The following is a 23,432-nucleotide window of genomic DNA, read 5'->3' on the forward strand; positions in this document are numbered from 1 at the left end:
TATATTTATTATACTACTTAGTAATATTGAATGAAGGAGTGAGTTCATGAAACATTTAGCAGCAAACAAGGTGAAAGGTCTAACTACTTTTAACTTAAAGGTAATCGGGATTATCTTAATGTTCATTGATCATATCTATGAAATGTTTGCTCATATGGGGGCGCCTGATTGGTTGGATTGGTTTGGTAGACCAGTGGCTATTTTATTTTTCTTTTTAAGCGTAATTGGTTTCAGTTATACACGGAGTAAAAAAAAATACTTGTTACAGCTATACATTGGCATGTTGTTGATGACTCTGGGTAGCGATCTGTTGCAGCGATTTGTTAGCTATACCGATGTTCAACTAATGAATAATATTTTTCGTGATTTATTAGTTGGTGGGTTGATGATGTATGGGATTGATAAAATAGCTGTTGGCTTTTCCGAAAAAAGAGTAGGGGCTGTCTTGTTTGGTAGCTTATTGATTTTTTTTCCGATAATCACCAGTGTTATTTTGACTATGTTGCTTATGATTCCTAAAACCGTGATAATTGCAGCTTATGCAGTGAAAGTTGTGCCAGCTTTAATGTTTACTGAAAATAGTTTCATGGTGTTGCTGATTCCGTTCATGTATTTAGCTAGAAATTATCGCTGGTTACAATGCTTATTTATCGCTTTGGTAGCAGCTTTTTTCTTTACGCAAAATCAAACGCAGTGGTTGATGATACGTTCTGTGCCATTAATCTTATTATTTAATGGAGAAAAAGGTCGTAGCATGAAAACTTTTTTCTATTTTTTTTATTCACTGCATATTTGGCTTTTATATTTACTTTCGGCTTTTGTTGCTAGTCGCTGAGTACAAAACGCTATCATTTCTTTGCATGTTTTCACTTTATGGGGAACGATTTGGTGGACAAAAACAACTTCGCAATATGAACATTCGATATTAATGACTGATGTTTATGCGCCTAGCCCATTCAGAACAAACACAAACCTTCAATTATTTGACGAGTTCTACAAAACTTACGATATTAAAAAAGGTGATGGCGTGTATTTAGATGAAAAATCACGGATTATGATTTGATAAAAAAATAAAAAGAAAATAAATTTCCGGAAAAAATAGACCGCCGTAATTGGCAGGTCTATTTTTTATTTAAGTTAACTTTGTAACTTGTATCTGTTGGCAAAATTCTTTCACTTTATTTTGATTAATGATGCCTACTTCACCGTGTTGGGCATTTGACATACCACAAGCCATTGAATAGCGTAAAGTTTCTTCAATAGGAAAATGATTAACAACTCCGTGAATGAAGCCGCCAACACTAGCATCCCCTGAACCAGTAGCGTTTCTAATCGGAATTTTCGGAATTTTAATATCATAGTAATGATTTTCAAATTTACAAATACCGCCTTCGCTACCACAAGAAACTAAAATATAGTCAATTCCTTCAAATAAAGTAGCGTCTAATTGCGAAAGGGCTTCTTCTTTGGTAACTATATCAATTTCTAAAAGTTCAGCGAGTTCAGGAATATTAGGTTTAATAAAGCTTGGTTTATGATTTTCATTTGCTAATAAAGTTAATAATTGTTGGCCTGATACATCCATGAAGACGGGCATGGTTGAACTAATGTGTTTTCGAATATAGTTTAACATTTCTAAATACAGTTGCTGATTTTTAGAATTAACTGAACCAGAGATGCAAATTAAATCAACTTGCTCTTTGCGACAAATTAGTTCTATTTTTCTTAGTAGGGTGTCAATTTCCTCAGCAGAAATTTGAGGACCTTCTTCAATGATTTCTGTGTGGGTATCATTATCATGCATAATTGAGATTGCATTTCGTGTTTTCCCTGAAGTTTCTAACATATCAATTTTAAAAAGTTTTTCTTTGACAAGATGACGATAAACTAACTCCCCTTGATCACCGCCTAAAAAGCCTGTTAATACGACTTGATTTCCAGATAACGCCGCAGTTCTACCAGCGTTAATCCCCTTCCCTCCCACTGATTGCACGGGATTTACAAAGCGATTAGTTTTACCTAATTGGAAATGTTCGATTGTATAAGATAAATCGATAGACGGGTTCATGGTAATTGTGATTATCATTCAGGTTCCTCCTTGAGCACAGTTGTGTACTGGCTGTAATGTTTGAGTACCTCTTGAGAAATCTGATTATCAGTAATTAAGTAGTCGAACTCGCTTAATGGTCTGAAAGTATAAATATCGGAAACGCCCATTTTTGAGCTATCAGCTACAACACAAGTGATTTTTGATTTTTCGAAGGCTGCATTTTGAACGGCGCCTTCTTCAAATTGTGCGGTAGTTACATTATTATCAATGATTCCATTGGTTGCAGCAAAAGCAATATCGATATTTAAGTTATCAAATGAACGAATAGCGACTTCACCAATAAATTCTTCAGTAGTAGCAGAAAGTTCGCCACCTGTTAATAAGATTCGATAATCAGTATTCTCCTTGAGATAGTTAAAAGCGATTAAACTGTTAGTTATAATGAACAGCCCTTTTTTATTAAGTTCTGATAAGGCATAAAAGTTAGTTGTTCCAGCGCCGATAAAAAGAGTGGAATGATCTTGAATTAAAGCATTCATTATTTTTCCAATATATTTTTTTTGTTCGACATTTGTTTGTATTTTCTCATCTGTAGATAATTCTTTATCTAAAAGCTCTATTTTTTGTGCACCGCCATATAATTTGGTTAATTTTTTTTGTTGTGCAAGTTCTGTGACATCACGACGAATTGTCATTTCTGATACTTCTAGCCGAGTAGCGATTTCTGAAATTGCTAGGTAAGTATATTTTTGGATAAGGTTAAGGATTTCTTGTTGTCGTTCTTGTTTAAGCATAAACAGAACCTCCTGTAAATTTGTTGGACATTGTTAATCTTTGTGCTAAATCGATGTTCGACTTAATTATATCGGGTTTGCAGTAAATTTTCAAGAGATATCCAGAAAACTTTTGTTCGACTTTGTTAAATTAAGCGTTGACAAAAGCTGAAATTTAGTATATCATTTCATTGTAAAACAAAGTTGAACAAAAATTATCACGATAGAACATTGTTTTACATAAGGTGAGGAGGTTTTGAAGATGGACTATAAATCGATGTTTAGTTCAGAATTAATCGACTTGGCGGTAGAAGCTTCAACAGAATTGGAAGCATTTGAGATTGTAGCTGCTAAATTGCAAGCGAAGGGGATGGTAAATAATTATTATTTAGAAGGTATTACTAAAAGGGAAGCAGAGTTTCCGACTGGACTTATTACGCAACACTTGAATATTGCATTACCACACTCAGACCCTGAGTACATTAACCAACCATTTGTATTTGTTTGTCGTCTTAATAAAGGCATTATTTGCCGACAAATGGGGGATAATCAAGAATTAGTAGCAAGAGATTTATTCTTTTTAGGAATTAAAGATGGTAAAAATCAAGTCGGACTTTTGCAAGCTTTTATGGATTTATTTATGCAAGAAGATTTTGTTCGTAAATATCAAGCAGTTTCTTCATCAGAAGAAATGTATCGCTTGTTTATGGAAAATATCTAGGGAAAAATTGTTCATCTAATTTGTAAGTAAAGAATAAAAAGGTGTAGTGAAGTTTGTATTTCAATAGATAAGCTGAAATATTTGAAAAATAATTTATAAATAATAAGGAGGAAAAAGAAATGAAAAGAAAACTGATTGTCGCTTGTGGTAGTGGTGTTGCAACGAGTCAAACAATTGCCAGTAAAATTGCTAGCAAATTTGAAGATGATGGCATTGATTTTCCGGTAGAAGCAGTGGATTATAAATCTATTTTCAATGAATTACCAGCTGCTGGAATTTATGTTTATGTAGCACAACCTGATGCGGAAGTGTTAGCTAAAGCAGAAGAACTGGATATTAGAGTTTTTCCGGGGATTCCATTTTTAACAGGTATGGGTGCAGATGAAATTTATCAAGATATTTGTGATTTAGTTAGATAAAGAAAAATGCCTGATATCAAGGCTATTTACTAAGTGCAGCTGGTATCAGGCGTGAAAATTGAACGAACTTAGTAACATGAAATAAATAAGGAGGCACTACTATGGCAATTTTTCAGGATATTATTAATTATATTTTAGGTCTTGGCTCGGCAATCTTTGTTCCATTAATTATTATGCTATTAGGTTTGTTGGCTGGCATGAAAGTGAAAAAAGCATTTATGTCGGCTATTACTTTAGGGATTGCATTTACAGGGATGTCAATGGTGATTGGTTTTATGTCTAACGCCGTAAGTCCAGCTTCAGAAGCATTAGCTAAAAATACCGGTATTCATTTACCAGCACTTGATTTAGGTTGGACAGGCGCTGCTAGTATTACTTGGTCTTGGTCATACGCCTTTGTCTTTTTTGCAGTTACGTTAGGGGTTAATTTCATCATGTTAATATTGAATTTAACCAAAACTTTAAATGTTGATATGTGGAATGTTTGGGGTAAGGCGTTAACCGCTTATTTGGTTTATTATGTTTCAGGTAGTTTAGTGGCAGGTGTGATTACAGCGGTTATTCAAGTTATTTTAGAATTGAAACTTGGAGATATGTTCCAACGACACATTCAAGATTTAACAGGGATTCCATTAGTAACCGTTACGCATTTTATGCTTTCAGCGGCAGTTTTTCTATTACCATTTAATATGTTGATGGATAAAATTCCTTTCTTTAATAAAAGAGCTGATGCTAATTCTTTAAAAGCGAAACTAGGGATTTTTTCTGAAAACTCAGTAATGGGTTTTATCATTGGCTTAGCTTTAGGATTTGCGGCTTCTTACGGTGTTTCTGGCTCATTGAACTTAGCGATTCAAGTAGCAACAGCTATGGCTTTGTTCCCGATGATTTCAAAAATGTTTATGCAGTCGTTATCTCCATTAGCTGATGCGATGTCTGAGTTTATGAAAAGAAAATTCAAAGATCGCGAAGTTTACATTGGCTTAGATTGGCCTGTTTTAGCAGGTCGTCCTGAAATTTGGGTAACCGCTATTTTATTAGTTCCATTTTTCATTGGCTACGCCATTTTGTTACCAGGAAATACCGTTTTACCATTAGCAGGAATTATTAATTATTCAATTGCTGTAGGTGGTTTGCTGCTAACTGGTGGTAATTTAATGCGGATGCTTGTTTTAGGAATAATCAGTTTGCCGATTTATTTATATGCAGCTACTTATTTAGCACCAATTTTGAGTGGTTTAGCTGAAAAAACAGGAGCTGTCGAAGGTTTTAAAGAAGGTCAATTAATCAGTTGGTCTTCTATTGAGGGACCGGAATTTAGGATTGCTTTTGCAGAAGCTTTTAATAAAAATATTTATGGCATTATCGGTGTTGTTGTTTTCTTAGTTTTATTCTTTTTCTTAAATCGTTATATGAATAAGCAAAAAGTACCAAGTCAACGTTATGAAGTTGAAGAAGGGTAAAAGTGAAACTTAGGTTAATTTTTGTGAGGAAATTAATACTTTAATATGAATAGGAGTTTTTCTGATGAAAAAAGGAAGTCAGCTACAATGGTATCTGTTTTTGTTTATTGCAATCGGTTTGTTTTCAATTAATTTATTTATCGGAAATATGTTAATTAATATCGGAATCATTGTACTAGCAATTATTATTTATCAATATGGTAGTCCCGTTTTGTTTAAAGAATACAATGCTAGAAAGCAAAAGCAATTAGCTGAATCTCGAAAAATTAGAGAAGCTGCTAATGAAGTGTTACGCTCAGGAAAACTTTTGAAGAAATGATGGAGGAATTTATAATGTCGGATGGACGTATGTTATTTGAAAGAGAACGTAAAGATATGGCGAATATTGTTCGTTTAATCTTTACGAGAAAATTAACGAATGTTGCAGGGGGGAATTTTTCTTTCCTTGCAAAAAAAGAAGGTAAACAATATATTATTATGACGCCAACTATGATGTCAGAAGCTTATTTAGGTGATTTATCAGCTGCGCAAGTTTTAGTAGTTGATTTAGAAACGCGGGAAGTAGTCAGTGGCGTAGGAAATTTAACTAGAGAAATCAATATGCATCAAGCCTGCTATCAAGCGAATCCTAAAATTAAAGCCGTTTTACATGCTCATGCCCCTAATGCGATGTTTTGGGCGACAAGTGGGTTACCAATGCCGAATTTAACTGAAGCAACTCAAAAAGTTGGTCCTGTACCAGTCATGAGTTTTGCGCCAAATTGCTCTGAAGAGTTAGCTGATATCACAAGTAGCTATATTAAAGAAAATAATTTACCAGTACCTCATATGCTATTACTAGATAGCCATGGCGTATTGATTAATGCTACAGGTGATACGGGTATGACAGCTATTCATAAGGCCTTAGCGATTTTAGATACAGTTGAATGGAATGCGGAGATTGCTTATAAACAAACAATCTTCCAAGCGTTAGGCATTATGGATAATTATCATTCTAAAGGGGATGATATTGCCGATTTAGATGATTTGAAAGCTAATCAAGCAATTTACAATAAAGCTGAAATTGCGGCCGGTGGAGATTAGGGTAGCTAATCAGACTCAAAATGGAATCGGACAAATAAGTAAATAAAAAATAAACGACCGCTAAACTTTTTAGTTTAGCGGTCGTTTACTAATTTGTAAGAAATTTAAATCACTACACTTCCCCTAAATAATTCGCCCAATGAAAAATCACTAATATGGGTTTTACTTCGTAAGTTTCTAAATAGCTTTGCGTGCTTTTTTCAAAAGGTGGTGGCGAAACTTTAAAGATTGCACTGTCAGCGCTTGTTTTCACATTTTCAATAGGAATAATTTTAGCATAATAGTAACGGAATCTGGTAAGGTTTCACTCAATTTCTTTTAAATATAAAATTTTTTCTTTCAGAAGTTGATCAGTTTCGGACGGTTTCTGTATTTTTTGCTGAACTTCTTGTCGATATTTCTCGAGATAGTGTCGTCTTTCTTTATATGTTGTGCTTTGGATATTTTGTAAATCGTTGACGGGAATAGCCATGGCTCTTAAAAGTTTGATGAGCTCGATCCACGATAAATCGTCTTGAGAATATTGACGATAATTTCTGGAGTCTCGTTTAATGGGGCCAATAATGCCAAGTTTTTCGTAATAGCGCAGGTTGTCTTTTGATAATTCTGTTTCTTGAACCGTTTCTTCGGTGGTGTAAAATTTTTTATAGTCATAACCTAATTTTCTCCTTGCTATAGAGTTTACTCTGTAGTATAGGGTTATACCATAAAAGAATAGGAAGTGGATATGATGGCGAAAAAAACGATTGCTTTAATTGCCGGTGGAACTTCAGGTGTGGGGAAAAGAACCGCAATTGATTTAGCTGAGCGAGATTTTGAAATTATTTTGATTGGACGAAATAAGAAAAAAGGCGAGGAAATCAAGCGTGAGTTGCAAGAGAAAACACAAAATTCTGCGATTGCTTTTTATGCTGCTGATTTAAGCACTAAAGCAGGTGTGGCAACACGATTAAAAGCCGATTTGAATCAAATTGATGTGCTAGTCAGTACGGTTGGAGTGATGTTGCCGGAACTACATTTAACGGCGGATGGTTACGATCAAAATTTCGTATTAAATTATTTAACACATTTTTGGTTGATTAATCAATTGCTACCTTTATTAAAAAAATCCGCGCAAGGAAGAATATTACTTGTTGGTGCTATGCCCTTTGCAATTAACCATGCAAAAGTGAAGCTGCCAACTTTGCAAACCAAATCGAATAAATATAGTCAGATGCCGGTTGTAGGAGAGGCGACTGTTGGCAAAACTTTATTAGTTCTAAAATTAAGTGAAATGTTAAAAGACAGTCCGATTACAGTAAATATTTTTCAACCTGGTTATGTGCCTGATTCTAGTTATGGTGCGGATACAGGCGGATTGATGCAAATTTTCGGTAAAATTATGGGGCGTTTTTCAAAAATAGACGCATCAATTGGTGCAGAACTAGCTACTGCTAAAGATTTAGCTTCGATTAGTGGTAAGTTTTTTAATGAAAAAAGAGCAATAGTTCCACTCTCGTCAAAATATACGTTGGCCATGGCACAAGCATGGTGGGAACTGAGTGAAAAGCTTTAATAAAAAAACGCCTTTCCATTTTGCGGAAAGGCGTTGTTTGCTACGTTATACTAATCTAATTTAGATAATTTACTGTAATCAATATAGTAGAAAATTGTTGCAACAACACGAATAATCCAGCTAACAACACCAGCGATAACGATGCCGATTGCACCAGATACCATGCCGCCAACGCCTGTAGTAGATAGTACATCTTCAATATAAGATGCAGAATTCAGGCTGTCGAATGAAGAAGCTGAAACGCCTAAGCTACCTAATAAAACTGTTACAGAAGCAAGAATGATAATTCCGGCAATCACGCTAGCAACAATCATTAAAATTGAGCTTGTTTTGCGGACTTTTTGATCGCCCTTGCCCATTACCAAAATGACAATAGCGATAATCAGTGTTGCTAAAGTAGTCGCTCCGCCGAAACTAAACATAGCAGAAAGTCCAGGAATAGATAAAATTGTTCCGATAATAGCATTTACCAACGATAATGTAGCGATTGTTTTATAGTTTTTCATTTGAATCCTCCTTGTTTTTTGTGATAAATAATGAATTAAAAATTAATCCAATATTTATGATAAAGGACTGTTTTCGAAAAGTATAGAAAAATTTACAGAAAATAAGTTGAAATTCAGAAAATTATCATGTTCTTTTCGTGAAAGCGAAAACTACATTTCTTAATATTTAACAAGAATCTCTAAAAAAGTTGTAAATTCTTTCTGAATATTTAGCTAAATTCCGCTAATTTATAAAAGGGTATGTTAAAATGGCTATATATAACCAAAAAGTCATTGACAAGTAGGAGCGATTATGAAAATACGTGGATTTGAAGTAGTGAGTACCTTTAGTAATGAAAATATAAATTTACCACAGCGGGCGACCAAACAGGCAGCCGGCTATGATTTTGAAGCAGCCGCTGATATTGTGATTCCTAGTATTTGGAAGACTGGTTTAAGTGCCGGTGCCAAAGCTTTATTAAATGTAGTGCGCCAACCAGAAGCAGCTTTAGCTGAGGAAAAAGCTTTGAAACCAGTTTTAGTGCCAACGGGGATTAAAGCTTACATGGGACAGGAAGAATTTTTGCAATTAGCGAACCGTTCTAGCAATCCTTTAAAACGTTTATTAACTTTAAGCAACGGTATCGGGGTGATTGACAGCGATTATTACAACAATCCTGATAATGAAGGCCATATCATGTTTCAATTTACCAATTTCGGCTTGCGAGATGTTTTGATTAAAAAAGGCGAACGCATCGGCCAAGGAATTTTCTTGCCATTTTTAAAAGCTGATCAAGACCAAGTAGAAACAGAACGGACTGGCGGCTTTGGTTCATCAGGAAATTAAATAAAAAAACATTTGTTAAAAGAGAATTCATATTACTAGCGTAAACTAAAATGAATAAGGGATGTCAGTTCCGCTTGTTCAAGTACATTAGCGGAATGATATACGGCGTGAGAATCAAATTAATTTTTCTTTGAAAAATTAATACTTTAAAACAAACAAGGAGGAAAACTAGTTTGGCTAAAAAAGCAAAAACCCAATATATTTGCCATGCTTGTGGTTATATTTCTCCTAAATATTTAGGGCGTTGTCCTGGCTGTAGTCAGTGGAACACTTTAATTGAAGAAGTGGTTCAAGATGCAACAGACCGACGGGTGCGCACCAGCTTGACGGGGGAAAAAAGTAAACCGCTAAAGCTTAATGAAGTCGTTTCGAAAAAAACACCGCGAGTAGCCACGAAGTTAAGCGAATTAAATCGCGTTTTAGGTGGCGGCGTAGTGCCTGGTTCCTTAGTTTTAATTGGCGGCGATCCGGGTATTGGGAAATCCACCTTGCTGCTGCAAGTTTCTCAACAGTTAGCGGATTTAGGCGGTAAAGTCCTGTATGTTTCAGGGGAAGAAAGTGCCCAACAGATTAAAATGCGAGCGGAGCGTTTAGGTAAGATTGATAGTGAATTTTATTTGTACGCCGAAACTGATATGCGAGAAGTCAGTCGGGCGATTGAAAATTTAACCCCTGATTATGTGATTATTGATTCCATTCAAACCATGACCCAACCGGATGTTACCAGCGTTGCCGGAAGTGTCAGCCAAGTCAGAGAAACCACAGCGGAGCTTTTGAAGTTAGCGAAAACCAACAATATTGCGATTTTTATTGTGGGACATGTAACTAAAGAAGGGGCGATTGCTGGTCCGCGGATGTTAGAGCATATGGTGGATACGGTGCTGTATTTTGAAGGGGACAAGCATCATAGTTTCCGGATTTTACGGGCGGTGAAAAATCGGTTTGGTTCCACCAATGAAATCGGCATTTTTGAAATGCGCAATCACGGATTAACCGAAGTTACCAATCCTTCACAAGTCTTTTTGGAAGAGCGTTTGGCGGATGCGACCGGTTCGGCGATTGTGGTAACGATGGAAGGCACGCGACCTTTACTAGTGGAGATTCAAGCTTTGGTTACGCCGACAATGTTCGGTAATGCCAAGCGAACCACCGCGGGATTGGATTTTAATCGCGTATCTTTAATTATGGCAGTTTTAGAAAAAAGAGCCGGCTTACTTTTACAAAATCAAGATGCTTATTTAAAAGCCGCAGGTGGCGTGAGATTAAACGAACCAGCGATTGATTTGGCGTTAGCGGTCAGTATTGCTTCCAGTTATAAAGAAAAAGGCACTTTGCCAACAGAATGTTTTATTGGTGAAATTGGCTTAACAGGCGAAATCCGCAGCGTCAGCAACATAGAACAGCGGGTGCGAGAAGTTCAAAAATTAGGCTTTACGAAAGTTTATTTACCTAAAAATAATTTAGGTGGTTGGGAAATTCCGAAAGGCATTGAAGCTATCGGGGTAACAACCATCGGTGAAACGTTAAAACGGGTCTTTCATTAGTGGGAGCTAATGAAAGACACTATGAATAGGAGAGCAAGCCATATGCAAAAACGTGTAATTTCGATGGTGATGATTATCATCGGCGCAAGTTTAGGATTTTCCTACTTGCCATATTTATGGGAGCTATTAAAAGTAGCCGACAATACTTTATTGAACAATTATTTGTCTAACAGCGTGATTGGAGCAATTATTTTCTTTTTATTATCTTTAGTGTTAGCCAAATATATTGTGACAATTATTAAAAAAGTTGAAAAACAAATGAGCGAAATGAGCTTAACCTACTTACTTTTTGGAGTAGTTGGGGCGATTTTAGGCTTGACGCTAGGGGTGATTATTTCAACACCTTTATATCGGATTGAAATTCCGGTGATTAATAGTGCTTTGCCGATTGCTTTGATGGCGATTTTAGGTTATTTAGGTTTCCGGGTGGGAACGACGCGAATTGATGAATGGCGCAAGATTTTTGCCCCAAGACCGAAAAAAGTCGAACAAGAGTCTGCGGTGGAAAGCCAAATGTTAGAGCGTAAAGCCGAAGATACTTTCCGCAAATATAAAATTTTAGATACTAGCGTAATTATTGATGGTCGGGTTTATGATATTGCGAAAACGGGCTTTTTAGAAGGGGTGCTGCTAATCCCTAACTTCGTTTTATATGAATTGCAATATATTGCTGATTCTGGCGATAGTTTAAAACGGGTCCGGGGTCGCCGCGGTTTAGATATTTTAAACGCCTTGCAAAAAGAAGAAGGCATTACCGTGGAAATGTATGACGGTGATTTTGAAGATATTAATGAAGTCGATAGCAAATTAATCAAGTTAGCCAAATTACTTGATGGCGTGGTAGTAACTAACGACTACAACTTAAATAAAGTTTCCGAGTTTCAAAATGTGCCAGTTTTAAATATTAATGCCTTAGCCAATGCCGTGAAACCAGTGGTAATCCCTGGTGAAACCATGAATGTTTTACTAGTGAAAGCCGGCACTGAGCGACAACAAGGGGTAGCTTATCTGGATGATGGCACAATGGTGGTTGTGGAAGACGGGCAACATTATATGAACGAACATATTCAAGTCGTGGTAACCAGTGCCTTGCAAACCGCAGCTGGCCGGATGATTTTTGCGAAACCAGCCCATTCTGGTCGGGGGATCAATGAAAAAAATGATTCCCATGAGCAGTAAGCCTTGATAAAATGATAATCTTTTCATGGGGAGCGACTATTTAGCAGCTAGCCATATAAATTAGCGGCTTAATATAGTATAATTATTAAGATAACTTATGAAAATTACTACAACTGGTTATTTTAGCAAGAATATGCCTTTAACCAGTTTTAATCAGAGAAAAGAGGATGAAAAATGACAAAAGTTCGCGTGCGTTACGCACCTAGTCCAACAGGCCACTTGCATATCGGAAATGCTCGGACCGCTTTATTTAACTATTTATTTGCTCGTCATAATGATGGGGAATTTATTATTCGGATTGAAGATACTGACCAAAAACGCAATATCGCTGACGGGGAAAAAAGTCAGTTAGAAAACTTAGCTTGGTTAGGTATTGAATGGGATGAATCACCTGCTAATCCAGGCGCTTACGGTCCTTACCGTCAATCAGAACGTGGCGAAATTTACCAACCACTGATTGACCAATTATTAATGAGCAACCGCGCTTATAAATGCTATTGTACCGAAGAAGAATTAGAAGCAGAAAGAGAAGCGCAACGTGCCCGTGGCGAAATGCCACATTACGGCGGCACTTGTGCCAACTTAACCCCTGAAGAACAAGCTGAAAAAGAAGCAGCTGGCATTACCCCAGTGATTCGTTTCCGCGTTCCTCGCAACACTTCTTATACTTTTGAAGATATGGTTAAAGGGGAAATCGTTTTTGAATCAGATAATATCGGTGGCGATTTCGTCATTCAAAAACGCGATGGTATGCCAACTTATAACTTTGCGGTAGCGGTGGATGACCATATGATGAAAATCACCCACGTTTTACGGGGAGATGACCATATCGCCAATACCCCAAAACAATTAATGATTTACGAAGCTTTTGGTTGGACACCACCAACTTTTGGCCATATGACTTTAATTATTAATTCTGAAACTGGTAAAAAATTAAGTAAACGGGATGAATCAATTTTACAATTTATCGAACAATATCGTGAGCTTGGTTACTTACCAGAAGCGATGTTTAACTTTATCGCTTTACTTGGTTGGTCGCCAGGTGGGGAAGACGAAATCTTCTCACAAGCAGAGTTAGTTAAGATTTTCGACCCAAATCGTTTAAGCAAATCACCAGCTGCTTTTGATAGCAAAAAGCTAGAGTGGGTGAACAACCATTATATGAAAGAAATGGACTTAGATGCGTTAACTAAAATGTGCGTGCCTTATTTAGTGGCCGCTGGTAAAGTTAGCGAACCAATTTCTACTGAAAAAATGGCTTGGTTGCAAAAAGTGGTCAGCTTATATCAACCACAAATGAGCTACGCTGCCGAAATTACGGAAGTTTCAGAGTTATTCTTCAACGATAGCTTAACGTTAGATGAAGCGTCTAAAGAAGTTTTAGCTGGCGAAACTGTCCCAACTGTTTTAGCAGCCTTTAAAGCCCAAATTGAAAACATGGCAGTTTTAGAAGGGGTTGAAATCAAAGCCGCTATCAAAGCTGTTCAAAAAGAAACTGGCGTAAAAGGCAAAAACCTATTCATGCCAATCCGCGTAGCCGTTTCTGGCCAAATGCACGGCCCAGAATTAGCTGACACAATTGAATTATTAGGCAAAGAAAAAGTGGTTGCACACCTAGAAAGTGCGCTTGCTTAACAAAATAACTAAACATTTCGACGGGAAGAAGTAATTGAAGCGCCGTTTTTAGAGAGTCTGTGGTTGCTGTAAACAGATAACGTAGCTTTGATGAAATGCATCCCTGAATGGTTTCGACGAAAGTTTATTTGGTAGTCGAAAACGGAACATGGCCGTTATCCAGTTAAGGTAGTTTATCTTTTTTAGATAAGCTATAAATAAAAGTGGAACCACGTTCTTGACACGTCTTTTAGAGAAATGCTCTAAAGGACGTGTTTTTTGTGGTTTTTAGTAAAGTAAGAGTAATAAAAAGGGAGGAAGCATTATGGGGTGGTTAAAGCAGAGCATCGAAGTTACGAAAAAAAATGATCCTGCTGCCCGCAGTTCACTGGAGATTATTTTAACTTATCCAGGTTTGCATGCTTTATTTTTTCACCGGATTTCACATTTTTTATATCGCCATCATTTATTTTTATTAGCAAAAATTCACGCTCAGTTTTGGCGTTTTTTAACGGGCATCGAAATTCATCCAGGTGCAAAAATTGATCCGGGAGTTTTTATTGATCATGGCAGTGGCATTGTGATTGGAGAAACCGCCGAAATTGAAACCGGCGTTGTGATTTTTCACGGTGTTACCCTTGGAGGCACAGGAAAAGATTGCGGGAAACGCCACCCGACAGTAAAAAGAGGGGCTTTAATTTCAGCCCACGCTCAAATTTTAGGGCCAATTACAATTGGTGAACGGGCAAAAGTTGGTGCCAGCGCCGTCGTTTTAAAAGACGTTCCCCCTGGCGTAACCGTAGTCGGCATCCCCGCAAAAATTGTTAATCATATTTAAGAGAAGGAAAAGGAGCAAGCAAGTATGATTCAAATTTATAATACCTTAACCCGCAGTAAAGAAGTTTTTCAACCCCTTGAAGCCGGCAAAGTGAAAATCTATGTTTGTGGTCCCACCGTTTACAATTATATTCATATCGGTAACGCCAGAAGTACCGTGGCTTTTGATACGATTCGTCGCTATTTTGAGTATCGCGGCTATCAAGTGGATTATGTTTCCAATTTCACTGATGTGGATGATAAAATTATTCGGGCTGCCAAAGAGCTAGGAATGACCGCACCAGAAGTAGCGGAGCGTTTTATCGCGGCTTTTAAAGAAGATACGCAAGCGCTGGCGGTAAAACCAGCGACGGCTAATCCCCGTGTAATGGAGCATATTCCCGATATCATTGCGTTCATTCAAGTTTTAATTGAAAAAGGTTTTGCCTATGCTTCCGGTGGCGACGTTTATTATCAAACCCGCAAGTTTAAGGATTATGGTAAATTAAGCGACCAATCCATTGATGAATTGGAAGTGGGCGCCAGTCAACGAACTGGTGAGGAGCAACAATTAAAGAAAGACCCTTTAGATTTTGCTTTGTGGAAAGCGGCTAAAGGCGATGAAATTTCATGGGATTCACCGTGGGGCGCCGGACGTCCAGGTTGGCATATTGAGTGTTCAGTAATGGCGACGAAATTATTAGGCGATACCATTGATATTCATGGGGGTGGGCAAGATTTAGAGTTTCCCCACCATGAAAATGAAATCGCCCAAAGCGAAGCGAAAACCGGGCATCCTTTTGCCAATTATTGGATGCACAACGGTTATGTAACGATTGGGGAACAAGATGAAAAAATGAGTAAATCTCTAGGGAATTTCGTAACCGCTCATGAAATGATTCAAAAAGTGAACCCGCAAGTTTTGCGTTTCTTTATGGCGACTACCCAATATCGTCGGCCAATTCGTTATAGCGAAACAACTTTGCAAGAAGCGGTTGTTAATTTACAAAAACTGCAAACGGCTTATGAAAATGCCAATTTCCGCATGACTAGTGCGGTAGCAGAAAATCCTGGCGACCAAGAGCATTTGCAAACTTTAGCTGCCTTAAAAGCCCGTTTTGAAAAAGAAATGGATGATGATTTTAATACTGCTAACGGTATCACTGTAGTTTATGAGTTAGCGAAATGGTTGAATACTTACGGAGAAACCGCGGAAGCGTCAGTGGCAGTTTTAACCGCTGGTAGAGAGTTGTTAGCGACGTTGTTAGAAGTATTCGGTATTTATTTTAAAGAAGCCGAATTGTTAGATGCAGATATCGAAGGCTTGATTGAAGAACGTAATCAAGCCCGTAAAGACAAAAATTTTGCCCGCAGTGATGAAATTCGTGATGAATTGAAAGCGCAAGGGATTATTTTAGAAGATACACCTCAAGGGGTGCGGTGGAGAAGAGAAGCATGAGAGATTATCGACAATTAAATGGCTTAGCATTAGCCTATGTAGGAGATGCCATTTACGAAATTTATATTCGTGATTATTTGGTGTCAGAAGGTTATACTCAGCCGAATCGCTTGCACAAACAAGCCACTCACTATGTTTCCGCCAAAGCGCAAGCGGCTTTGATGCAGGACTTATTAGCCGAAGAACTGTTAACCGAAGAAGAAGCCTTGTTTTATAAACGGGGCCGCAATGCCAAAAGCCATACGACTGCTAAAAATGCCGACGTAACGACTTATCGGATTGCAACTGGCTTTGAAGCTTTAATGGGATTTTTACACTTAACCAAGCAAGACCAGCGTTTAGAAGAGTTAGTTGAATGGTGTATTGAGAAAGTAGGGAATGCCAATGGCAGACAATAAAAAGCAGTTTCAACAAAAAAAGAAACGCCCTTATCAAAAAAATGATAAGCCAACCAATCAAAAATTTGCCAGAAAAGAAAAAAGTAAAGTGGTAACACCGGAAGAAGAAGCTTTCTTAGCGGAAAATTTTGCTTTTGGTCATCACGCAACAATTGAAGCTTTAAAACAAGGTAAAGGTAACAAACTGTTTATTCAAGAAGATTTGCACGGGGATAAAGTTGAGCTTTTAAAACAATTAGCGAAAGAACAAGCGGTGCCGGTAAAATGGGTGCCTAAAGCTAAATTAGAGCAGTGGAGCAATCAAGGGGTTCACCAAGGAGTAGTTTTAGCCACGACACCTTATCGCTATTTAGAATTAGCGGAGCTGTTAGAGCAAACCCAAAATGCTGAAAAACCACCGTTCTTCTTGATTTTAGACAGTTTAGAAGACCCCCATAACTTTGGTTCGATTTTACGAACCGCCGATGCCAGTGGCGTGGCGGGGGTAATTATTCCGAAACATCGGGCGGTGGGCATTACGCCGGTAGTTACGAAAGCTTCAACCGGGGCGGTGGAATACGTGCCGATTGCCCGCGTTACGAATTTAAATCAAGCGGTAACGGAATTGAAAAGTGCCGGTTTTTGGATTTTTGGCACCGATATGCAAGGTACCGATTATCGTAAATGGAACGCACAAGGGCCGATTGCTTTAATTATCGGTAATGAAGGCAAAGGCATGAGCCAAGGTCTGAAAAAAGAAGTTGATGAAATGCTAACAATTCCCATGACTGGCCATGTGCAAAGTTTAAACGCCAGCGTGGCGGCTAGTTTGTTAATGTATGAAGCCTTTTATCAACGAGGTGGCGATTCTTCATGAAAAAGCAACTGCTGATTGTGGACGGCTATAATATGATTGGCGCTTGGCCAGAGCTGGTGCAGTTAAAGAAAAAAGAGCTGTTAGAAGATGCCCGTGATGCCTTATTGCATCGTTTATCCAATTATGCCAAATACGAAGGGCTGGAAATTATCGTAGTTTTTGACGCTCAATTAGTCCCAGGGATTCAGCAAAACTATCGGAAATATCAGCTGTCAGTGGTTTTTACCAAAGAAGATGAAACGGCCGATAGTTATATTGAGCGAATTACCGGGGAATACAACAGCTTAACCACGCAAGTTACCGTTGCCACTAGCGATTTAGCGGAACAGTGGGTGGTTTTCTCTAAAGGCGCTTTGCGGACTTCTGCTAATGAGCTATACAAAGCGATTTTAAAGACTGAAGATTATATTCAAAAAGATGTAACAGACCGCCACTTTGACAATTATCGCCGCAATTCCCCTTGGGATGAACAACAGTTAAGTAAATTAGCTGATAAATTGCAAGCGATGATGGATGAGAAGGAATAGTGGGGTTGATTTGATAGAGATAACTCACTTTTTTGAGTTATCAGCATTGCTAAATCAATAAAAAGGTTAATGCTTGAAAACTTTTTGATTATTTCCAATGAAAATAAATTGTTTTTTGGAAAACTTTATGATAGAATGTATAATTTTTTCTAAAAATGTGCTATAATGTTGAATGAGGTGAAGTAAATGCCAACAACTTTAGCTACAATTAAAGAAGATTTAGAGTCTCGTATCGGCAGCCAAATTATGTTAGTGGCGCAGACCGGTAGAAAACGTCAAACAGAACGTAAAGGTATTTTAACAGAAACTTATCCTTCTGTTTTTGTAGTAGATTTAGATCCTGAAGAAAATTCTTTCGAAAGAGTTTCTTACAGTTATTCTGATATTCTAACTCGCACAGTAGAGATTGAGTTTCTAACTGAAGCAGTATAAGCAAGAACAGGGAAACCTGTTCTTTTTTTGTAAAATAAATTAGGAGGTGCCAAATGGAAAAAGTTCTCAAAAGTTTTTTAGAGATGACCACGGTGGAATGGTATCAGATTGTTAAAGAGCGAATCGCAGTTTTTGTGGTGGAGCAAAATTGTCCTTATCAAGAAGTGGATGAAATTGATTTGCGTGCGTACCATCATTATTATCAAGACGAAAATGGTGAAATCATGGCTTATAATCGCCTGTATCAAGGCGCTGATGGCATTTATATCGGGCGAGTGTTAGTTGCCGAAAAATATCGCCGCCAAGGTTTAGCGGAACAGCTAATGGAAGAAACGCTAGCAATCGCCGCCGCGAAATTTCCTGATGAAGCGGTATTGTTAAACGGCCAAGTTTATTTGCAAGCTTTTTATGAAAAATTAGGTTTTGTGGCAATTTCAGAAGTTTTTTTAGAAGATGATATTCCCCATATTAAAATGCAGTTGGTAAAAAATCCTATCAAAGACTAGTTATGGATAGTCTTTGGTAGGATTTTTTTGTAGTAAAGTTTATTTTTCTTTTAATAAATCGCGAATTTCTTTTAAATATTCTTCAGCAGTTGGTTCAGCAACGACTTCTTCAACCGGCTTTTTGTTTGTGTTACGGGCTTTGTTAGCAGCTTTAACAACGATAAATAAGACAAAACCAGTAATGATAAAGGTAATAATCGCACCAATCACATCACCAAATTTAAAAGTAACGCCATTCGTAGTGAAATCCAAAACGCCTAAACTACTTTCTAAATCTTTTGCCCCAGTAATTAGCGAAACAATCAAACCGATTAACGGTGTAATCAAACCATCTACAATTTTCCCAACAATTGCTGTAAAGGCACCACCAATGACAACCCCAACGGCTAAATCAAGAACGTCGCCTTTCATAATAAACTCTTTAAATTCTTTCATCATAATAAATCCCTCCAACTTGTTATCTAAATACCTAGTATAACGGAGATAATCAAAAAAATGAAGTGATTTGTTCCTTTTAAATGTTGATATTTCTGTAAAAATCACTAATTTTTTCAGAAAAATAGTTTTCGTAGCAAGAGTCGTCGCAAATCCTGAAGCCTGTGCTATAATTAATCAAAGATGTTCTATTTTAAGGAGAAAAGCCAGTTGTAGTGGCTGAATGAACTTGGAGAAAAAAAGAACGGTTATCTAAAACACTGAGAATGTGAGGCAGATTTTAATGAGTATACAATTGGCACAGGGAGTGAACCTCCATGTTATCGAAACGCAAAAATATAAAACGATTCGTTTTTTTATCCGCTTTACGAATCGCTTAGATAAGGCGACAATTACCAAACGAGCGTTGCTAACCAGCTTGATGGAAACCAACAGTTTACACTATCCCGATCAAAAAAAATTAAGCAGTCAGTTAGCAGAATTATATGGAGCTAATTTCGGCTTAGGTGTGGGTCGCAAAGGCAATTGGCATTGGGTCAATGCTAATTTACACTTAGTTAACAGTAAATATGTCAACGATCCCCAGCTTTTACCAGAAGCTGTTGCTTTTTTGAAAGAAATTCTTTTTTATCCTAATTTGCAAGCCGGCAGTTGGGAGCAGCAAACTTTTGATTTGGAAAAAGAAAATTTAAAGAGTTATTTGGAAAGCTTAAAAGAAGATAAACAAACCTATGCTTCTTTGGCGTTGCAAGAACTTTATTTTTCAGAAGATGAAAATCAAAAAATTCCTAGCGTCGGACGGATTGAAGACTTAGTTGATTTAACCGCGGCTGATTTAGCGGCTTACTATCAAAAAATGTTGGCGGAAGATCAAGTGGATATTTTTGTGGTAGGGGACGTAAATACTGCTGAAATCGCTGAGTTAATGGCAACTTTACCTTTTAGCAATCGGGAAATTTTACGACCAGAAGTTTTTTATCATCAAGCAACTACCAATATCGTAAAAGAACGGCAAGTCCAAGAGCCAGTCATGCAAGGGAAATTAAACTTGGCCTATAGTACCGAGGTTTATTATGGTGAAGCGCAGCGTTTTGCCTTGATGGTTTTTAATGGTTTATTTGGTGGCTTTCCTCATTCAAAATTATTTATGAATGTGCGGGAAAAAGCCAGTTTAGCCTATTATGCTTCTAGCAGCGTCGATACTTTTAGAGGATATTTAAGCGTGCAGACGGGGATTGAAAGTAAAAATCGCCAACGGGTGTTGAAACTAATTGATGAACAATTAGAAAGTCTGCGTCATGGGGAAATTAGCGAATTAGAGTTGGCGCAAACCAAAGCGATGTTAAGAAACCAATATTTGCTCTCTTTAGATAATGCCCAATCAGCGATTGAAACCGCCTATCTCAATGCTTGGTTACCCAAAACCGTCATGAGCGATGAAAAATGGTTGGCAGAATTAGAGAAAGTGACCGTGGCAGATGTTCAAAAAATCGCCAAAAATATTCATTTGCAAGGAATTTTCTTTTTAGATGGGATGGGTGGACATGCGTAAACAATATTATCAACAAATCAATGAAGTTTTATATGAAGAAACCTTAGCTAATGGCTTAAAAGTCTTTTTATTACCAAAAAATGACTATCATAAAATTTATGGCTTGTTTAGTACCGATTACGGTTCAATCGACAATCAATTTGTGCCTTTAGGGGAAAAAGATTTTGTGAAAGTGCCAGACGGAATTGCCCACTTTTTAGAGCATAAGATGTTTGAAAAAGAAGACGGCGATGTTTTTCAAAAGTTCGGGCAACAAGGGGCGTCAGCTAATGCCTTTACTAGTTTCACCAAGACCAGTTATTTATTTTCAACCACTGATCTTTTAGCCGAAAATTTAACCACGCTTTTGGATTTTGTACAAAGTCCGTATTTTACCGAAGAAACCGTGGAAAAAGAAAAAGGCATTATCGGTCAAGAAATTCAAATGTATGAAGATGATCCTAGTTGGCGTTTATTTTTCGGGATTTTGCAAAATATGTATCCGAAACATCCTTTGCATATTGATATTGCTGGCACGATTGACAGCATTGCCGAAATTACCGCCGAAGATTTATATACTTGCTATCGGACTTTTTATCATCCGAGCAACATGACTTTGTTTGTCGTTGGTAATTTTGAGCCAGAAGCACTAATGGCATTAATCAAAGAAAACCAAGCCAGCAAGGAATTTGCGGAAGCACCAGCGATTCAGCGCCAATTTCCAACTGAAACGGCGGCTGATGTGATTGCCGAAAGTCAATTGCAGCTAGCTGTTACCCGTCCAAAAGCCGTTCTTGGTTTAAAAGGTCTGGATACTTTACCGCAAGAAGGAAAAGCTTTATTGAAATATAGAACAGCTGTTAGTTTGTTATTGCAATTACTAATAGGAAATACTTCTAGTAATTATTTGGAATTGTATAATCAAGGCTTGATTGATGACAGTTTTGGTTTTGAGTTCAATTTAGACCGCGGCTTCCACTTCGCTGATTTCAGTAGCGATACCGATAAACCCGCAGAATTACTAAGCGCTCTTGAAAAAATTATCAAAAACTATCAAACAGATGCTGGTTTAACCGTCGAAAATCTTGATTTATTGAAGAAAAAAATGTTAGGGAAATATTTCCAAGCCTTAAATTCTTTAGAGTATATCGCCAATCAGTTTACCCAAAACTTATTTGACAGTATCACTTTGTTTGATATGCCAACAATTATTCAAGAAATCGAATTTAGCGATATCCTTAAAGTCGCTGAAACCTTTATCGACCAAGGCGTTTTCAGCCGCTTTACGATTTTACCTAATGATTAAAAAAAGCGGAGTGACTTGTTCTGCACCCGAGTAAAGTGCAAGAATAAATTATAGTGGCGTTTTTTGCCACGAATTTCTTCTTCACTTTACCGAGTGGTGCAAAGTCACGCAGCTAGATTACAAAAAAGCGAAGTTGAGCTCGTTCAACTCTCGAGCAAAATGCAAAAATCTTACTAGATAATCACAAAAGTCAGCTTAAGCAGCTGGCTTTTTTTGTGAAGGGCTTGACAAAGAAGTATATAAACTTTATTATGAACAAAAAGATATCTTTGTTCATAATAAAAAAGAAGGTGATTAAATGGTTAGAGGTCCGAAGGGGTTTAGTGAAGAAGAAATTGAACGTTTAAGGAAAAAGCTTTGTGTTGCTTGTGAAAAAAGCTGGGGAAAAGTTGGTTATCGCAAAACGACAATTGGGGAATTAACTAAAAACATTGGGATTGCAACAGGTTCATTTTATTTGCTTTTTGATTCGAAGGAAGAGTTGTTTTATCAAACCTTTATTCAAGTCCAAGAGCGGTTGCGGCAACGCTGGAAAGAAATGATTGATAGTCAGCGAAATAAAGCTGGTTTCAAAAACGCCATGAATTGGTTGTATCGGGAATATTACGAGCGGCCATTTCTCTATGATTTTGCTAATCCAGACTTTATTGCTTTGATGAATCGCGTGTCTGAAGGTAAACAGGAAGAATTTAAAGACAGCGCCTTAGAGTTTTTAGAATATACGGTAGCGACCGTGCAAATGAAGCTGTTGGTTTCAAAAGAAAAAGCTTTTGCTGCATTTGGAAGCTTACTTTATACGGTTAGTTTTGCAGAAAATATGGTTTACGATCATTTTGAGATTTTTGATTTTTTACTAGAAAATACAATTGAAGCAGTTTTTGAGGAGGAAAATTAAATGAATATTTTTCAAGAAATTATCAGCATTATTGCTGGTTTAACAAGAGATTTTGCACCTTTTTTACGTGTCGGCTGGACAGCGGCGCTAATCGTCGGCTTAGTTTTCATTTTTATCGGTTTTATTGCGGAGAAAAATGTTAATCGTCAAACTTTTCAGTGGGTTTTAGGCGTTTTCGGTGTCCTGATGGTTGTCAGTTCAGGTGCTCAATTAATTTTAAGCTTTATTTAACAAAATAAAATGAATCGGAGGGAAACTTATGATTAATCAATCTGCAACGTTAGTTGAAGCTTTGGCTGAGGATTTGGGTGTGAAAATTCGGATTCCCCGACCAACTAAGCGGGATTTACAAATTAGTGCAGCCACGAATTGTCTTGTGGGGGCTGGCTTGACTGCTGGTGGAATTATTATCTCAAGCAAAACCCTTGTCTTTTTAGGTGTGGTTGGCTTAGCGAGCTCTGTCGCAATGCAAGCTTATTTAGATGGGGACGATTGGCACTGAAATTATTTCGGTGGCTACCCAAATTAAATACAAGAA

At 37.4% G+C, this 23,432-nt stretch carries 27 protein-coding genes and 1 other annotated feature; of the genes, 23 read left to right on the top strand and 4 right to left on the bottom strand.

Annotation, left to right across the window (positions count from 1 at the left end; all coding sequences use genetic code 11):
* Positions 1-46: 46 nt before the first annotated feature.
* The gene (locus M2139_RS09070) at positions 47-835 is read left to right on the top strand and encodes a TraX family protein (RefSeq protein ID WP_280738531.1); all 789 of its coding nucleotides are present in this window, start codon (positions 47-49) and stop codon (positions 833-835) included.
* 297 nt (positions 836-1,132) lie between these two features.
* Here the strand turns inward: M2139_RS09070 and M2139_RS09075 are convergent, their stop codons facing one another.
* Both M2139_RS09075 and M2139_RS09080 read right to left on the bottom strand, forming a co-directional pair.
* A complete protein-coding gene (locus tag M2139_RS09075; protein ID WP_280738530.1) occupies positions 1,133-2,086 on the bottom strand; it encodes a 1-phosphofructokinase family hexose kinase in 954 nt (317 codons plus the stop codon).
* Entirely contained in the window at positions 2,083-2,844 is a 762-nt protein-coding gene (locus M2139_RS09080; RefSeq protein WP_280738529.1) for a DeoR/GlpR family DNA-binding transcription regulator, read from the bottom strand. Before M2139_RS09080 ends, M2139_RS09075 begins: the two co-directional genes overlap by 4 nt.
* 241 nt (positions 2,845-3,085) lie before the next feature.
* Here M2139_RS09080 and M2139_RS09085 point away from each other — a divergent pair, with 241 nt between their 5' ends.
* The 6 genes from M2139_RS09085 to M2139_RS09110 all read left to right on the top strand — a co-directional run bounded on the left by M2139_RS09085 (position 3,086) and on the right by M2139_RS09110 (position 8,064).
* Entirely contained in the window at positions 3,086-3,544 is a 459-nt protein-coding gene (locus M2139_RS09085) for a PTS sugar transporter subunit IIA (protein ID WP_280738528.1), read from the top strand.
* 119 nt (positions 3,545-3,663) lie between these two features.
* Positions 3,664-3,963, top strand: coding sequence for a PTS sugar transporter subunit IIB (locus tag M2139_RS09090; RefSeq protein ID WP_280738527.1), 300 nt, complete (start codon positions 3,664-3,666; stop codon positions 3,961-3,963).
* 101 nt (positions 3,964-4,064) lie between these two features.
* On the top strand, positions 4,065-5,426 hold the full coding sequence (locus M2139_RS09095) for a PTS transporter subunit IIC (protein WP_280738525.1): 1,362 nt from the start codon (positions 4,065-4,067) through the stop codon (positions 5,424-5,426).
* Positions 5,427-5,490: 64 nt separating this feature from the next.
* The gene (locus M2139_RS09100) at positions 5,491-5,745 is read left to right on the top strand and encodes a hypothetical protein (protein ID WP_280738524.1); all 255 of its coding nucleotides are present in this window, start codon (positions 5,491-5,493) and stop codon (positions 5,743-5,745) included.
* Between the two features lie 14 nt (positions 5,746-5,759).
* The gene (locus M2139_RS09105; RefSeq protein WP_280738523.1) at positions 5,760-6,509 is read left to right on the top strand and encodes a class II aldolase/adducin family protein; all 750 of its coding nucleotides are present in this window, start codon (positions 5,760-5,762) and stop codon (positions 6,507-6,509) included.
* Positions 6,510-7,236: 727 nt separating this feature from the next.
* Entirely contained in the window at positions 7,237-8,064 is an 828-nt protein-coding gene (locus M2139_RS09110; RefSeq protein WP_280738522.1) for an SDR family NAD(P)-dependent oxidoreductase, read from the top strand.
* Between the two features lie 50 nt (positions 8,065-8,114).
* Here M2139_RS09110 and M2139_RS09115 read toward each other — a convergent pair whose 3' ends face one another.
* Positions 8,115-8,570, bottom strand: a complete 456-nt coding sequence (locus M2139_RS09115) for a hypothetical protein (protein WP_280738521.1) — start codon at positions 8,568-8,570, stop codon at positions 8,115-8,117.
* 292 nt (positions 8,571-8,862) lie between these two features.
* Here M2139_RS09115 and M2139_RS09120 point away from each other — a divergent pair, with 292 nt between their 5' ends.
* The 11 genes from M2139_RS09120 to M2139_RS09170 all read left to right on the top strand — a co-directional run bounded on the left by M2139_RS09120 (position 8,863) and on the right by M2139_RS09170 (position 18,727).
* Positions 8,863-9,396: a dUTP diphosphatase gene (locus M2139_RS09120; protein ID WP_280738520.1), complete on the top strand. Its 534-nt coding sequence runs from the start codon at positions 8,863-8,865 to the stop codon at positions 9,394-9,396.
* A 173-nt stretch (positions 9,397-9,569) separates the two neighbouring features.
* Positions 9,570-10,940, top strand: coding sequence for a DNA repair protein RadA (gene radA / locus M2139_RS09125; protein WP_280738519.1), 1,371 nt, complete (start codon positions 9,570-9,572; stop codon positions 10,938-10,940).
* 42 nt (positions 10,941-10,982) lie between these two features.
* Entirely contained in the window at positions 10,983-12,119 is a 1,137-nt protein-coding gene (locus M2139_RS09130; RefSeq protein ID WP_280738518.1) for a PIN/TRAM domain-containing protein, read from the top strand.
* A 174-nt stretch (positions 12,120-12,293) separates the two neighbouring features.
* A complete protein-coding gene (gene gltX / locus M2139_RS09135; protein ID WP_280738517.1) occupies positions 12,294-13,754 on the top strand; it encodes a glutamate--tRNA ligase in 1,461 nt (486 codons plus the stop codon).
* An 8-nt stretch (positions 13,755-13,762) separates the two neighbouring features.
* Positions 13,763-13,987 (top strand) — a binding site (T-box leader).
* 71 nt (positions 13,988-14,058) lie between these two features.
* The gene (gene epsC / locus M2139_RS09140) at positions 14,059-14,571 is read left to right on the top strand and encodes a serine O-acetyltransferase EpsC (RefSeq protein WP_280738516.1); all 513 of its coding nucleotides are present in this window, start codon (positions 14,059-14,061) and stop codon (positions 14,569-14,571) included.
* Positions 14,572-14,595: 24 nt separating this feature from the next.
* On the top strand, positions 14,596-16,008 hold the full coding sequence (gene cysS / locus M2139_RS09145) for a cysteine--tRNA ligase (RefSeq protein ID WP_280738515.1): 1,413 nt from the start codon (positions 14,596-14,598) through the stop codon (positions 16,006-16,008).
* Positions 16,005-16,406: a Mini-ribonuclease 3 gene (locus M2139_RS09150; RefSeq protein ID WP_280738514.1), complete on the top strand. Its 402-nt coding sequence runs from the start codon at positions 16,005-16,007 to the stop codon at positions 16,404-16,406. Before cysS ends, M2139_RS09150 begins: the two co-directional genes overlap by 4 nt.
* Positions 16,393-17,262, top strand: coding sequence for a 23S rRNA (guanosine(2251)-2'-O)-methyltransferase RlmB (rlmB, locus tag M2139_RS09155; RefSeq protein WP_280738513.1), 870 nt, complete (start codon positions 16,393-16,395; stop codon positions 17,260-17,262). Before M2139_RS09150 ends, rlmB begins: the two co-directional genes overlap by 14 nt.
* A complete protein-coding gene (locus M2139_RS09160; RefSeq protein WP_280738512.1) occupies positions 17,259-17,789 on the top strand; it encodes an NYN domain-containing protein in 531 nt (176 codons plus the stop codon). Before rlmB ends, M2139_RS09160 begins: the two co-directional genes overlap by 4 nt.
* Before the next feature lie 186 nt (positions 17,790-17,975).
* A complete protein-coding gene (locus tag M2139_RS09165; protein WP_280738511.1) occupies positions 17,976-18,221 on the top strand; it encodes a Veg family protein in 246 nt (81 codons plus the stop codon).
* A 53-nt stretch (positions 18,222-18,274) separates the two neighbouring features.
* Positions 18,275-18,727 carry a GNAT family N-acetyltransferase gene (locus tag M2139_RS09170; protein WP_280738510.1) on the top strand — a complete coding sequence of 151 codons (453 nt, stop codon included), beginning with the start codon at positions 18,275-18,277 and terminating at the stop codon, positions 18,725-18,727.
* A gap of 39 nt (positions 18,728-18,766) precedes the next feature.
* On the opposite strand, the gene mscL is transcribed toward M2139_RS09170, so the two are convergent.
* Positions 18,767-19,165: a large conductance mechanosensitive channel protein MscL gene (gene mscL, locus M2139_RS09175; protein WP_280738509.1), complete on the bottom strand. Its 399-nt coding sequence runs from the start codon at positions 19,163-19,165 to the stop codon at positions 18,767-18,769.
* Between the two features lie 280 nt (positions 19,166-19,445).
* Here mscL and M2139_RS09180 point away from each other — a divergent pair, with 280 nt between their 5' ends.
* The 5 genes from M2139_RS09180 (at position 19,446) to M2139_RS09200 (ending at position 23,396) form a co-directional block, all read left to right on the top strand.
* Positions 19,446-20,714, top strand: a complete 1,269-nt coding sequence (locus tag M2139_RS09180) for a pitrilysin family protein (protein ID WP_280738508.1) — start codon at positions 19,446-19,448, stop codon at positions 20,712-20,714.
* A complete protein-coding gene (locus tag M2139_RS09185; protein WP_280738507.1) occupies positions 20,707-21,999 on the top strand; it encodes a pitrilysin family protein in 1,293 nt (430 codons plus the stop codon). The genes M2139_RS09180 and M2139_RS09185 overlap by 8 nt, the downstream gene beginning before the upstream one ends.
* Positions 22,000-22,297: 298 nt before the next feature.
* Complete coding sequence (locus tag M2139_RS09190) at positions 22,298-22,894, top strand: TetR/AcrR family transcriptional regulator (protein ID WP_280738506.1); 597 nt, start codon at positions 22,298-22,300, stop codon at positions 22,892-22,894.
* Entirely contained in the window at positions 22,895-23,125 is a 231-nt protein-coding gene (locus M2139_RS09195; RefSeq protein ID WP_280738505.1) for a hypothetical protein, read from the top strand.
* Positions 23,126-23,153: 28 nt separating this feature from the next.
* Positions 23,154-23,396, top strand: coding sequence for a hypothetical protein (locus M2139_RS09200; RefSeq protein ID WP_280738504.1), 243 nt, complete (start codon positions 23,154-23,156; stop codon positions 23,394-23,396).
* Positions 23,397-23,432: the final 36 nt, after the last annotated feature.

Source organism: Enterococcus sp. PF1-24 (genome assembly GCF_029893325.1).
Taxonomy (GTDB): domain Bacteria; phylum Bacillota; class Bacilli; order Lactobacillales; family Enterococcaceae; genus HY326.

Bases quoted from the DNA above. Each gene is read 5' to 3' on its own strand.
- M2139_RS09070 (WP_280738531.1), top strand. From the start codon at position 47: ATGAAACATTTAGCAGCAAACAAGGTGAAAGGTCTAACTACTTTTAAC.
- M2139_RS09075 (WP_280738530.1), bottom strand. From the start codon at position 2,086: ATGATAATCACAATTACCATGAACCCGTCTATCGATTTATCTTATACA.
- M2139_RS09080 (WP_280738529.1), bottom strand. From the start codon at position 2,844: ATGCTTAAACAAGAACGACAACAAGAAATCCTTAACCTTATCCAAAAA.
- M2139_RS09085 (WP_280738528.1), top strand. From the start codon at position 3,086: ATGGACTATAAATCGATGTTTAGTTCAGAATTAATCGACTTGGCGGTA.
- M2139_RS09090 (WP_280738527.1), top strand. From the start codon at position 3,664: ATGAAAAGAAAACTGATTGTCGCTTGTGGTAGTGGTGTTGCAACGAGT.
- M2139_RS09095 (WP_280738525.1), top strand. From the start codon at position 4,065: ATGGCAATTTTTCAGGATATTATTAATTATATTTTAGGTCTTGGCTCG.
- M2139_RS09100 (WP_280738524.1), top strand. From the start codon at position 5,491: ATGAAAAAAGGAAGTCAGCTACAATGGTATCTGTTTTTGTTTATTGCA.
- M2139_RS09105 (WP_280738523.1), top strand. From the start codon at position 5,760: ATGTCGGATGGACGTATGTTATTTGAAAGAGAACGTAAAGATATGGCG.
- M2139_RS09110 (WP_280738522.1), top strand. From the start codon at position 7,237: ATGATGGCGAAAAAAACGATTGCTTTAATTGCCGGTGGAACTTCAGGT.
- M2139_RS09115 (WP_280738521.1), bottom strand. From the start codon at position 8,570: ATGAAAAACTATAAAACAATCGCTACATTATCGTTGGTAAATGCTATT.
- M2139_RS09120 (WP_280738520.1), top strand. From the start codon at position 8,863: ATGAAAATACGTGGATTTGAAGTAGTGAGTACCTTTAGTAATGAAAAT.
- M2139_RS09130 (WP_280738518.1), top strand. From the start codon at position 10,983: ATGCAAAAACGTGTAATTTCGATGGTGATGATTATCATCGGCGCAAGT.
- gltX (WP_280738517.1), top strand. From the start codon at position 12,294: ATGACAAAAGTTCGCGTGCGTTACGCACCTAGTCCAACAGGCCACTTG.
- epsC (WP_280738516.1), top strand. From the start codon at position 14,059: ATGGGGTGGTTAAAGCAGAGCATCGAAGTTACGAAAAAAAATGATCCT.
- cysS (WP_280738515.1), top strand. From the start codon at position 14,596: ATGATTCAAATTTATAATACCTTAACCCGCAGTAAAGAAGTTTTTCAA.
- M2139_RS09150 (WP_280738514.1), top strand. From the start codon at position 16,005: ATGAGAGATTATCGACAATTAAATGGCTTAGCATTAGCCTATGTAGGA.
- rlmB (WP_280738513.1), top strand. From the start codon at position 16,393: ATGGCAGACAATAAAAAGCAGTTTCAACAAAAAAAGAAACGCCCTTAT.
- M2139_RS09160 (WP_280738512.1), top strand. From the start codon at position 17,259: ATGAAAAAGCAACTGCTGATTGTGGACGGCTATAATATGATTGGCGCT.
- M2139_RS09165 (WP_280738511.1), top strand. From the start codon at position 17,976: ATGCCAACAACTTTAGCTACAATTAAAGAAGATTTAGAGTCTCGTATC.
- M2139_RS09170 (WP_280738510.1), top strand. From the start codon at position 18,275: ATGGAAAAAGTTCTCAAAAGTTTTTTAGAGATGACCACGGTGGAATGG.
- mscL (WP_280738509.1), bottom strand. From the start codon at position 19,165: ATGATGAAAGAATTTAAAGAGTTTATTATGAAAGGCGACGTTCTTGAT.
- M2139_RS09180 (WP_280738508.1), top strand. From the start codon at position 19,446: ATGAGTATACAATTGGCACAGGGAGTGAACCTCCATGTTATCGAAACG.
- M2139_RS09185 (WP_280738507.1), top strand. From the start codon at position 20,707: ATGCGTAAACAATATTATCAACAAATCAATGAAGTTTTATATGAAGAA.
- M2139_RS09190 (WP_280738506.1), top strand. From the start codon at position 22,298: ATGGTTAGAGGTCCGAAGGGGTTTAGTGAAGAAGAAATTGAACGTTTA.
- M2139_RS09195 (WP_280738505.1), top strand. From the start codon at position 22,895: ATGAATATTTTTCAAGAAATTATCAGCATTATTGCTGGTTTAACAAGA.
- M2139_RS09200 (WP_280738504.1), top strand. From the start codon at position 23,154: ATGATTAATCAATCTGCAACGTTAGTTGAAGCTTTGGCTGAGGATTTG.